General features: G+C 46.9%; 11 protein-coding genes. All 11 read left to right on the forward strand.

Features of this window, described 5'->3' with window-relative positions; all coding sequences use genetic code 11:
• Positions 1-284: ribosome silencing factor (gene rsfS, locus ACKFKF_RS32160; protein ID WP_446871478.1), on the forward strand; the 284-nt coding region annotated here is incomplete at its 5' end.
• Between the two features lie 175 nt (positions 285-459).
• Entirely contained in the window at positions 460-963 is a 504-nt protein-coding gene (locus tag ACKFKF_RS32165) for a GNAT family N-acetyltransferase (RefSeq protein ID WP_446871479.1), read from the forward strand.
• Positions 964-1,039: 76 nt separating this feature from the next.
• Entirely contained in the window at positions 1,040-1,927 is an 888-nt protein-coding gene (locus ACKFKF_RS32170) for a helix-turn-helix domain-containing protein (RefSeq protein ID WP_446871480.1), read from the forward strand.
• A 331-nt stretch (positions 1,928-2,258) separates the two neighbouring features.
• Positions 2,259-2,630: a hypothetical protein gene (locus ACKFKF_RS32175; protein ID WP_446871481.1), complete on the forward strand. Its 372-nt coding sequence runs from the start codon at positions 2,259-2,261 to the stop codon at positions 2,628-2,630.
• A 503-nt stretch (positions 2,631-3,133) separates the two neighbouring features.
• The gene (locus tag ACKFKF_RS32180) at positions 3,134-3,628 is read left to right on the forward strand and encodes a CGLD27 family protein (protein ID WP_446871482.1); all 495 of its coding nucleotides are present in this window, start codon (positions 3,134-3,136) and stop codon (positions 3,626-3,628) included.
• A 61-nt stretch (positions 3,629-3,689) separates the two neighbouring features.
• Positions 3,690-4,646, forward strand: coding sequence for an asparaginase (locus ACKFKF_RS32185; RefSeq protein WP_446857950.1), 957 nt, complete (start codon positions 3,690-3,692; stop codon positions 4,644-4,646).
• A gap of 159 nt (positions 4,647-4,805) precedes the next feature.
• Positions 4,806-6,713 (forward strand): ABC transporter ATP-binding protein, encoded by a 1,908-nt coding sequence (locus tag ACKFKF_RS32190; protein WP_446857949.1) that lies wholly within the window; start codon positions 4,806-4,808, stop codon positions 6,711-6,713.
• 68 nt (positions 6,714-6,781) lie between these two features.
• Positions 6,782-7,741 carry a hypothetical protein gene (locus ACKFKF_RS32195; RefSeq protein ID WP_446871483.1) on the forward strand — a complete coding sequence of 320 codons (960 nt, stop codon included), beginning with the start codon at positions 6,782-6,784 and terminating at the stop codon, positions 7,739-7,741.
• Between the two features lie 266 nt (positions 7,742-8,007).
• Positions 8,008-8,220, forward strand: a complete 213-nt coding sequence (locus ACKFKF_RS32200) for a hypothetical protein (protein WP_446871484.1) — start codon at positions 8,008-8,010, stop codon at positions 8,218-8,220.
• 122 nt (positions 8,221-8,342) lie between these two features.
• The gene (locus ACKFKF_RS32205; protein ID WP_446871485.1) at positions 8,343-8,663 is read left to right on the forward strand and encodes a type II toxin-antitoxin system VapC family toxin; all 321 of its coding nucleotides are present in this window, start codon (positions 8,343-8,345) and stop codon (positions 8,661-8,663) included.
• Between the two features lie 756 nt (positions 8,664-9,419).
• The gene (locus ACKFKF_RS32210) at positions 9,420-11,330 is read left to right on the forward strand and encodes an ABC-F family ATP-binding cassette domain-containing protein (RefSeq protein ID WP_446871486.1); all 1,911 of its coding nucleotides are present in this window, start codon (positions 9,420-9,422) and stop codon (positions 11,328-11,330) included.
• Positions 11,331-11,484: the final 154 nt, after the last annotated feature.

Genomic DNA, 11,484 nt, shown 5'->3' on the forward strand with positions numbered 1-11,484 from the left:
AAGTAGGAGAAGTCACCGTCTTGGCAGACTATTTTGTGATCGTGACGGGCTTTTCTAAGGTGCAGATTCGCGCGATCGCCGCCGCCATCGAAGACGAAGTAGAAGAAACGCTCAACCGCAAACCCCTGCGATCGGAAGGGTTGGCAGAAGGCGGCTGGGTGGTGCAGGATTACGGCGATGTGATCGTCCACATTCTCATGCCTCAAGAGCGCGAACACTACGACCTCGAAGCCTTTTGGGGACATGCGCCCAAAGTTGCCTACGAGCCACTGGCGATCGGCTAAGAGAAGGGCTAAGTTTTGGGTCAGTCATTGAATCTTGAAGATAAGTATTCAGGCTTGGTTTTAACATTGAAGTTAGAACTGAGCCTTTTTGTTGAGTATTTTCTAGAGACTCTGGGCGATCTATTCTTTATTGACAGGGTTATAAAAAAGTTATAAAGATGAAGGTGCCTGCATAATGTCCTACTACATTTGCAATGCAACTCCAGACGATATTTCAAACCTGGAAAAACTAATAACAGTCTTCATGCAAGAAACGTTTCAGCGTCCCTGGGGAGGAACCCCTCAAAAGCTGGCACAAGACGGTTTTGGACGTGAATTTGAAATGATGGTCGCAGAAGCTGAACTCCAAACGTTAATCGCTTTTGCAGCCTGGGAATCATCCTATGATCTTCACTATTGCCTTAACGGGGGCGTGGTGATTGATCTGTTTGTTGATCCGATTCATCGGGGTCGGGGGGTAGCAATCCAGTTGATTACCGCGATCGCTGTCAAAATTCAGCAGCAGGGCGGCTCATACATCGCGGCTCATACATCAAAGGGCAGGCGGTCGAGAACCCAAGCGTTCAACGACTTTATCAACGCTGTGCCCGATGTTTTCCAGGAGCCGATTGTTATGTGTCTGGGCGGGCTTTCCGGCAACTCGCCGAATTATCGGGTCAAAGTCTGCGCGACGTGGTGAGAAATCTGCCTGAGCTGGCATGGAACTACGAACCTTGAAGTAAATATGCCTCTTGAGAAAAAAAGGAGGATGAGCGATGTCAACACAGGAAAGATTTGATTCAAGTCATACGAATCGTTTACCGAATATCTTTGAGCAGTCACCCATTCTCACAAGCTACAACGCTGGGTGGAGCAACATGGCTATAGAAGCTCATCATCTACCACCTGGAGAAACTCCCGAATACTGTCTCGATCACTATGTGATCAGCATAAATATGGGGCACAGGCTCCAGGTAGAGCAGGTTGTAGAAGGAAAATCCAATAGAGCAACCTTCTTTCACGGTACGGCTGTGATTTGTCCAATCTACAGTTGTCACTTTTTCTGCTGGAACAGTAAGCTTCAAACGCTTTCCCTAAACCTGAAGTCGGAGTTATTTAACCTGAGCGCGATCGACCTATTAGCAACCGATCGTGCAGAGTTGATTCCTCAGTTTGGAATTCAAGATGGGCTGATTTATCAGATTGGGTTGGCCCTTCAAGCAGAACTGAAATCGCAGGGAAGTGGAAGTCGTTTGTATGCCGAAACACTGGCAAATACACTTGCGGTTCATTTGCTACGGCATTATGCAACCCAGCCCTGTAGCACTCCAGTTTACACAGGTGGACTCTCTCAACATCGGTTGCATCTTGTCACAGACTACATCAACGATTATTTAGAGCGCGAATTGAGCCTGAATGAACTGGCAGCGATCGCTCAACTGAGTCAACACTACTTTTGCCGTGCCTTTAAACAAGCTACTGGGCTGAGTCCCCATCGGTATTTGATTCAACAACGAGTCGAACGGGCAAAGCACTTGTTGAGGCAAGGGGAGATGACGATCGGAGAAGTGGCGATCGCTTGTGGGTTTACGCACCAAAGTCATCTACATCGTCACTTCAAACGCTTGACTGGCGCAACTCCTAAAATCTGGCTCAACTCATAACAAAAATGTGCAAAAACAATAAGAATGTGCAAGACATTCAGAAGGAGAATTTGCCAGTGTTAAGTCAGCCTGAAAACTAAGGGCGATCAGAGCTACACAACTTAACACCACAATTGAGTTGAAGTGGAGGATTTGATGATGCAAATTCGAGAGCCTGAGCTTTGGCAAGAATTAGACCACAAACAAGCCTAAAAGATTTCGGAGTATTGGATTTTCTGATATCTTTTGCCTCAGTAACTTAAAGGTTCTACAGGTGCATTGTAAAATACGCTACCCATACATCGAAAGTGTGTTTGCTCATCCTTAATTCCGTCTTAACAGGAGAACAGAAATGAAAAAGAAATACAGAATAGGTGTGTTATTTGCATTTGTCTTAACACTGTTTTTTGTTGGCAGTGTATTTATTGTCAATGCCCAGCAACGAACAACTGAATCTCAATTTCAGGTCACCAAAAAGGATCATAATCGAGAGCAAGTAGTGGGGAAAATTCAAACTAGTTCAGTTAGGCTATCCAAAAAACTCACCAAGAGCCAGTTGGATCAACTGCAAACAAGAATTAGTCGCCCTTCACAGAATGTAATTAATAATATTATTACGGGCGTAATTCCTCCTCAGCCTACATCATGCTTCGGAATTCCTTTGACTGACTATTACGTTTGTGTTGATATTTGGATTGAAGACACTTCTCCCGGCCCAGGTTAATGGATTACGAGAGGTCGTATCGTGATGGGCATCACGATCTCGCAGGATGTGTTGTCGTACCTAGTAACCTGGCAATAAAAGATTTGACATTTGCATTTTGGCGTGAGTTTTGGCTACGCTCAACCCGCTAAACGATCGAGTGTTGAGCGAAGTCGAAGCACAATCTCTACATTTGTAATAACAAACATTGCCAGGTTAATAGCTCATTCCTTCTGCCCCTTAAAAAGCTATTGTGTACACAAGTCGTTTACTGCTCCGCTTCAGTCGGCTTCTGCTCCCTAAATCCCCCAAAATTGGGAGACTTTGAAGCTAAATCCCCCAAAATTGGGAGACTTTGAAGCTTAGTTCTGGACGGGGTATGTTTCGGGTAATTTACAAATTAGAACAAATTAGATCTTCAAGGCAGTTTTTACGGCTAACTCACGGCTCACTTAAGGCACCTAAACCCCAAAACTCCCTTATACTAACGGATAGATTCGATCGTTTATTTTCTGGCTCGATTTATGAACTCCTCAGTCGTTTGCCCCGTTCCGGTGGAACAGAGACCGATTAATGAGTATCAAGACCTCAAAGAATCGTGGTTTTTTAGATGGGCAACGCTTGATCTGGTGGGATACATCAAGCCAATTGCAATTTTGTGGGGCTTGAGCTGGCTGCTGGCGGGGCCCACGGCGGCGATGAGCTTTTCTCCTGCTAGACACCCCCTGGAATACGCACTGTTGGGGGCTGCTGGCGCAAGTATTATTCCGGCCTTGGCGCTGATTCGTCTCTATCTGGGCTGGTCATACGTCAGGACGCGACTGCTCAACACCACCGTTTTTTATGAAGAATCGGGCTGGTATGATGGGCAAACCTGGGAAAAGCCGATCGAAGTGCTCAATCAAGATCGGCTGATCGTCAGCTATCAAATACAGCCTATTTTGCAGCGTCTCAACCGCACGTTTGCCTTCTTGGGCACGGCTTTGGTGAGTGGCGGATTGGCGTGGCTGATCTTGTAGCGAGTTAAAAACTAGTAACTTTTTGAGAGTGGAGTTCCCGTCTAATGTTAGAGTGCTATGCATGACAAGGGGAAGAAGAAATCAATCATCGGCACAACTTGAAGTCAGGCTGCTGCGAGAAGGCATTCCAGAATCTGTCCATTCCGCTGAGGCGGTGATTTGCGACGATCGCGGGCGCATTCTTTTGATGGCGGGTAGCGCTGACACGGCGACGTTTGTTCGTTCTGCGTTGAAACCGTTTCAGGCGCTGGCGATGACAACTACGGGGACTTTGGAGCGATATAATCTGACAGATCGCGATTTGGCAATCATCTGTAGCTCTCATCAGGGCACCATTGAGCAAGTCAGACAGGTTTTCAACATTTTGTGGCGGGCGGACATTGACCCGACGATGCTGCAATGTCCCGTTCCGGCAGGCAAGCGCAGTTCGTTAGAGTACAACTGTTCGGGGAAACATGCGGGAATGTTGGCGGTGTGTCAGCAGCGAGGGTTTCCGTTTAACAATTATCTTCAGCATCACCATCCAGTACAGCAGTTGATTTTGAATAAGATTGCGGAGTTGCTCAAGATCCCGGCGATCGAGTTTATTACGGCAAAAGATGACTGTGGCGCCCCGACTTATTTTATGCAACTGCGGCAAATGGCCTGGCTCTACGCCCACCTTGCATCGGGCAACAGTCTCGACATGGAGCGAATTTCACGGGCGATGACGCATCATCCAACGATGGTGGCCGGAGAAGGCGAGTTTGACACCGAGTTGATGCAGCTTACCCAGGGCGAAATCGTCAGTAAGTCAGGGGCAGAAGGCGTGCAGTGTGTGGGACGAGTCGGTGAAGGTGTGGGGTTAGCCATCAAAGTGAGCGATGGCGCAAAACGAGCGAAATACGCCGTTGCAATCCACGTTCTCAAACAAATGGGCTGGATCACGCCTTCTGTTGCAGAAGCGCTATCGGAAACGTATATTACGATCGGTCGCTACAAACGATTAGACGTGATCGGTGACCTGTCCATGCTGTAGGGCTTCTGAAACTGGCACAATCGATCAAAAATCCCGTCAGGTAACAAGATTCACAGCGTCTACTACAAGTTCGCTGTTAAGCTGAATCATTGCAATTCAGCAAAATTAGTAATTTGGCAATCGCTGCCCTCTCAACCCTTTTATCGTCGTTCCTGCCCTATGAGTGAGACTATCCTGGACGTTCGCAATCTTGAGGTTCGGTTTAGAACGGATACGAGAGTGGTGAAAGCGGTCGATGGCATTTCGTTTCAGGTGCAGCGCGGTCAAACTCTAGGAATCGTTGGTGAGTCAGGATCGGGCAAGTCGGTCACTTCGTTGGCGGTGATGGGACTGGTGCCCAATCCTCCGGGCAAAGTGACGGGCGGTGAGATCTGGTTTCGAGATGCTCAGACAAGTGGAGAGCCGATCGATTTGCTGCGCGTCCCCGATCAAGAATTGCAAAATTATCGCGGTGATCGCTTGGCAATGATCTTTCAGGAGCCGATGAGTTCGCTCAATCCGGTTTACACTTGTGGGTTTCAAATTACTGAGGCGATTCGGCTGCACGAAAAGGTTTCTGAATCCGAGGCGAGACGACGGGCCGTAGCCCTGCTGCAAGAAGTTCGGTTGTTAGCACCGGATGCAGAACTCAAGCGCCGCTATCTCGAAGACATCGCCCAAAACAAAAAACAACCCAGCGAGGCAGAAATCGATCAGCAGATCAACCGTCAGAAGTTGGCGATGCTCGATCGCTATCCTCACGAGCTTTCGGGCGGACAGATTCAACGGGTGATGATTGCGATGGCGATCTCCTGTAACCCGACGCTGCTGATTGCTGACGAGCCGACGACGGCCCTGGATGTCACCGTACAAGCCACCATTCTGGATCTGCTGCGAGAACTGCGCGATCGGCGGGGTATGGCGATGATGTTTATCACCCATGACTTAGGGCTGATTGCTGAAATTGCCGATCAGGTGGCGGTGATGTATGAAGGCAAAATCGTTGAATATGGGCCCGTCTGGGAGATTTTTTCAAACCCCAAACATCCCTACACCAAAGGCTTGCTGACTTGTCGGCCACAGCCCGATCGCCGCCTGCGATATTTGCCCACGGTGTCCGATTTTATGGAAGTTTCGACGTTGCCCACAGGGGAGCGGCTGATCGAGGCAAAACAGCAGGATGTGGCTCAGGTGCTTCGCAGTGCAGAAGAAATCAGTGAGGCAGAATTTAACTCACGTCTGCATGAGTTGCAGCAAAAACCGCCGTTGCTGTCGGTGCAAAATTTGCAGGTAGCCTTCCCGATTCGAGGGGTGTTTGGGCAGACTCAACGCTATGTGATGGCGGTTAACGACGTTTCGTTTGACGTGTATCCGGGGGAGACGTTGGGACTGGTGGGTGAGTCGGGCTGCGGAAAGACGACCCTGGCAAGAACCCTGCTGCGACTGATCGAAGCCAAACGGGGACAGGTGCGCTTTGAGGGGCGAGATATCTTATCTTTGTCTCCATCAGAAGTGCGGCAGTTTCGCCGAGAGGCGCAGATCATTTTTCAAAATCCCTACAGTTCGCTTGATCCGCGCATGAATATTGGCGAAGCGGTGATGGAGCCACTACAGATCTACGGGCGGGGTAAACCCAAACAACACCGAGAACGGGCGGCCTATCTGTTGCAACGAGTGGGCTTAAATCCTGAGTTGATGAATCGCTATCCTCACGAATTCTCAGGCGGTCAGCGCCAGCGGATTTGTATTGCCCGATCGCTTGCTCTCAACCCTAAATTCATCATTTGTGACGAGTCGGTTTCTGCGTTAGATGTCTCAGTCCAGGCGCAGGTGTTAAATCTGCTCAAAGAACTGCAATCTGAGTTTGGCTTGACTTATGTCTTCATTTCTCACGATCTGGGTGTCGTGAAGTTTATGAGCGATCGCATCGTCGTCATGAATCGAGGCAAAATCGAAGAGATCGGCACGTCCGAGAATATCTATCGTCACCCAGAGCATCCTTATACCCGTCAGCTAATTTCTGCGATTCCGACAGGGACGCTCGATCGCATTCGAGAACGCCAAGCACAGCGCGGAATTTCGGCTTAATAAGGAGTTATGCCGCTACAGCTTGGATGAAATTTTGGATTTGACCGCTCTATTTGTCAACGTAAGTTATGTCACTGCTTCAAAATGCCATTGACTCTATACAGGTTGGTGTCGAAGACTACCTGATGGACGATAACAGAAGATATCTCTCCGCAGTTAGAAACATTTGTGCTGGGATTCTTCTTCTTTACAAAGAAAAATTAAAGCGATTATCACCACAACACGACAAGGAGGTTTTAATAAAGCAATTCATAAAACCTATTTGTGATGAAAAAGGTAATGTATTGTTTGTTGGTGATGGTGAGAAAACAGTGGATGTTCAGACAATTAAAAAGAGATTTAAGAGTCTTAAAATTGAATACGATTGGAGCCGATTTGAAGAGATCAATAAGCTTCGCAACAACATAGAGCATTATTACACAGATAAGTCGTCTGGCGCAGTCCAAGAAGTCATTGTCACTTCATTTCTTTTGGTTCGAGATTTCATTAGTAAATATTTAGAGGAAGAGCCTTACAACATTCTTGGTGAAGCCTGTTGGCAGACGTTATTGGAGACAGCAGATGTATATCAGGCAGAAGAGAAAACTTGCAAACACTCGTTCGAGGCATATGGCTTTGAAAGCCAGGTATCAAAGCATATATTAGAAAGTATTAGATGCCCCTTTTGTCATTCAAGTTTAATTAAAGCTAAAGATCAGTCTGATATTTTTCCCTCCTTAGCTTGTTGTTCATGTAGTGAGGAGCTTGAAATTAATGATGTAATAAAAGAAAAAATGTCGTATGACGATTATGAAACTGAAGGAAGCTTTGCCTTCTGTAATGATAGCGAAACTGCGAACTCTGTAGTAAAGCTGGGCGATAAATGGATTTGCTTTTCCTGCCAGGTAGTCCATGATGATGTGGGACACTGTGAGTACTGCAATGAATTGATCGCAGGAGATTTAGAAGACACTTTTTTGTCAGGTTGCTTGATGTGTGATGGTCAAATGGGTCACTACATGAATTCAAGTGCATACAATGACGACTAAGATGTGCTTTCAGCAGACGCGACATAACAACGGACTGCCGCAAGTCACTCATGGGGTCGTTGAGGTTGCTTGCAGCCGCTGATCAGGAATGTTAGCCAACCCTCAAAACTCAAGCCGCTGCTCTACGGTGTTTCTTGGCCTGTACCTGTTGGGTAAGAATTAGCTAAGTCCAACTAAATGCTCTATCTAATTCAACAAGCTTGAGACTGCTTCTAGGGTGTACGATATAATGCGTTTAAGCCTTCGTCGATCCACTACAGATTCCTATGACCTCCCAGCAACTTGAAGAACGCTCTCAACAACTTGAAGCACGAGTCACAACGCTAGAGGCAGAATTAGTGCAGGTGAAACAAATGCTTTCTGAATCTCTTCAGAAAAAGGAACCTTGGTGGTCGAAAATTGCGGGTAGCTTTGAAAACGACCCTACTTTTGATGAAGCTGTTCGCCTTGGGCAAGAATGGCGCAGGTCTGATAAGTAGAATGATTGCCTCCTACCATGTATATCCTTGATACTGACCATCTCAGCCTGATTTAACGCAACGGTCAAGAGGGAAAGCGAATTTTAGCGAGACTCGGGGCGATCGACGAGCTTGAAGTTGCTGTGACGGTAATTACCTACGAAGAACAAGTCAAAGGTCGGCTCAGTCTTTTAGCCAGGGCAAAGATTTTGGAGGAACAAGTTTTTGCATACCAAGGACTGCGACAGCTTTCCATTGATTACCAATCGATCGCAATTCTTCCTTTCAACCATGCAGCAGCTTTGGAGCATCAACGCTTACGAAAAGCTTATCCTCGACTGGGGAATATGGATCTCAAAATTGCCGCGATCGCGATGACCAACCATTCAATCTTACTCACCCGCAATGGGTCAGACTTTCGGCAGGTTTCAGACTTGCAAATAGAAGATTGGTCAAGCACATAATCAGAAGCCCCCTTGAAATTGGAGGGATCTAAGGGAGCTTCTAGACTGTGCGATCGTTCGTCACTTACGGTAAAAAGACGTGAATTCGATGAGAGTTTTTCCGCTTCGTTGTTCACGGCTCCTGCCCCCCAACCCCCCAATTTTGGGGGACTTTAAGAGAGGAATTCTGGTTCAAAGTCCCTCACTCGTGGGGGATTTAGCGATTATCTCTAGCTATGCTTGCTTAAGGAATAACGGATGGTTTCTGATCTGCAATGAACCTAATTTTATTCATACGGCAGTCTCTTATCGTGTAGCTAAGTTATCTAATACTCATGAGATTGGATTCAAACGGTCAGATCTGGTAGACCACCTAAAGCAAGCGGGCTTTAAGAATGTTCAGATTATGAAGAATAAGATGGACTGGTTTATCAAACCACACTGGATAGCAGCTCAGAAATAGATCCGCCGAATGATGCTGTGCGCCAACAAAGGCGAGATAACGATGCTTGTCATGTTCACACATGAGTGACCGCCGATGAAGTAGATTACTCTCTAACAAAGCACAATCGTTCAGCCAGAAACTCTAGTGATCAGTCAATAACGTTGCTATCGCTAAACTCAGCCAAGGCAAGCTGGTATGAATTAGCATGACTACCGAGAAGTATCAACGCAGTCTAAAAGAGTCCCCAAACTTCTGAGATGAATTGTCGATCGCTGCCTAAAGTGATTGCAGAATGTTAACGTAAATGGGGGCTTTTCTAACTGGGAAATCGAATGAGTCTGTTTACGTTGCGATCGGTCAGCAAAGATTTTGGCATTAAAGAGCTTCTTAAGGATGCCAGCTTTAGCATTGAGGAAGGCGACAAGGTTGGGTTGATTGGTACTAACGGATCGGGCAAATCGACACTGCTAAAAATGATCGCAGGACTGGAGCCGATCGACGCGGGACAACGCCTAGTCAATCCCAGCGCCAGAATTGTCTACCTTCCCCAACAGCCCGAAATCGACGAAGACCGTACCATTCTTGAGCAAGTGTTTGCCGACAGCGGTGAACAGATGTCACTGGTTCGAGAATATGAGGAACTGTCAGACAAGCTGGCTCACGGACAGGGCGACCAAATGGCACTGATGGCTCGATTGTCTGAAGTGTCTCATCAAATGGAAGCCGTCGGCGCTTGGGAACTGGAAACCAACGCCAAAATCGTCCTGACCGAGTTAGGAATTGATGACGTTAGCGCTCGAATTGGCGATTTGTCGGGCGGCTATCGCAAACGGGTGGCCTTGGCGACGGCGCTCTTGTCTCAACCCGATGTCTTGCTGATGGATGAGCCAACCAACCATTTAGATGCAATGTCGGTCGAGTGGCTGCAAAGCTATTTGAATCGATATCGAGGCGCTTTATTATTAATCACGCACGATCGCTATTTTCTCGATCGCGTCACCAATCGGATTCTAGAAATCGATCGCGGCGATCTTTACACCTATTCCGGCAACTATTCTTACTACTTAGAGAAAAAAGCCCTCGCCGAAGAATCTTCTGTCAGCACTCAGCGCAAACATCAAGGCGTTTTGAGACGAGAATTAGAGTGGCTAAAACGCGGGCCAAAAGCGAGAAGCACCAAGCAAAAAGCTCGGATTGATCGCATTCACGATATGCAAAATCGTGAGTTTAAGCAATCAGTTGGAAAGGTCGATATTGCTACGGCTGGACGCAGAATTGGTAAAAAAGTTATTGAATTAACGAATATTTCTAAAGCGTATGACGATCGCGTTTTAATTAAAGATTTCACTTATGAGTTTAGTCCCGACGATCGCGTGGGCATCATCGGCGGCAACGGTGCTGGAAAATCAACGCTGATGAATATTATTACCGGACAAATTGAACCTGACTCCGGCAAAGTAGACATTGGCAGCACGATTCACATTGGCTATTTTGACCAGCATTCTGAGGAGTTAATTCACTCGCTCAATCAAGATCAGCGCGTCATCGACTATCTCAAGGAAACCGCAGAATTAGTCACGCTGGCCGATGGAAGTGTGATCACCGCGTCTCAAATGTTGGAGCGATTCTTATTTCCGAGCAGTCAGCAATATGCGCCGATTCACAAGCTGTCTGGCGGCGAAAAGCGGCGATTGTTTTTGCTGCAAGTGCTATTGAGTGCGCCAAACGTTTTGATTTTAGACGAACCAACGAATGATTTAGATGTCCAGACCTTAGCCGTTTTAGAAGAATATTTGGAAGGATTTAATGGCTGTGTGATTGTAGTCTCGCACGATCGCTACTTTCTCGATCGCACCGTCGAAACTATCTTTGCACTTGAACCCGGCGGCAATTTGAGACAGTATCCCGGCAACTATTCAGTTTATCTAGATTACAAAAAAGAAGAAGATAACAACGTTTCAAAGCCAGAGGAAAAACCTACTAAACCGATAGAACTACCCGCGACATCCACCGCCAACAAATCGCGTAAAATCTCCTTCAAAGAGAAGCGCGAATATGAGCAGCTAGAGGCACAAATTCCTCAGATGGAAGCCGAAAAAGCAGAGATCGAAAAGAAACTCTACGGCACTCCGCCCGATGGATTTAGTAAAGTCCAAAAACTGTCCGAGCGATTAGCAGAACTCGACCACTTGATCGAAACTTCTACAGAACGCTGGCTCGAATTAGCGGAAGCGATCGGGTAGTTTGAATTGGAAATTTTATCTTCAAGATCTCCTAGCATGGGGAATTTAAGGGGCAGAAGCTTGACATCGAGACGAAAAAACTTCGTCGAATTCACGTTTATTTAACGTCAGTTCGATGAGAGTGACTCGCTTCGTTTCAATCGGCTTCAGCCCC

The sequence above is a fragment of the Phormidesmis sp. 146-12 genome (assembly GCF_052939495.1).

What these genes read in the sequence shown, in the direction of transcription:
- ACKFKF_RS32210 (WP_446871486.1), top strand. Translation starts at nt 9,420, where the DNA reads ATGAGTCTGTTTACGTTGCGATCGGTCAGCAAAGATTTTGGCATTAAA.
- ACKFKF_RS32185 (WP_446857950.1), top strand. Translation starts at nt 3,690, where the DNA reads ATGACAAGGGGAAGAAGAAATCAATCATCGGCACAACTTGAAGTCAGG.
- ACKFKF_RS32165 (WP_446871479.1), top strand. Translation starts at nt 460, where the DNA reads ATGTCCTACTACATTTGCAATGCAACTCCAGACGATATTTCAAACCTG.
- ACKFKF_RS32170 (WP_446871480.1), top strand. Translation starts at nt 1,040, where the DNA reads ATGTCAACACAGGAAAGATTTGATTCAAGTCATACGAATCGTTTACCG.
- ACKFKF_RS32175 (WP_446871481.1), top strand. Translation starts at nt 2,259, where the DNA reads ATGAAAAAGAAATACAGAATAGGTGTGTTATTTGCATTTGTCTTAACA.
- ACKFKF_RS32200 (WP_446871484.1), top strand. Translation starts at nt 8,008, where the DNA reads ATGACCTCCCAGCAACTTGAAGAACGCTCTCAACAACTTGAAGCACGA.
- ACKFKF_RS32190 (WP_446857949.1), top strand. Translation starts at nt 4,806, where the DNA reads ATGAGTGAGACTATCCTGGACGTTCGCAATCTTGAGGTTCGGTTTAGA.
- ACKFKF_RS32195 (WP_446871483.1), top strand. Translation starts at nt 6,782, where the DNA reads ATGTCACTGCTTCAAAATGCCATTGACTCTATACAGGTTGGTGTCGAA.
- ACKFKF_RS32180 (WP_446871482.1), top strand. Translation starts at nt 3,134, where the DNA reads ATGAACTCCTCAGTCGTTTGCCCCGTTCCGGTGGAACAGAGACCGATT.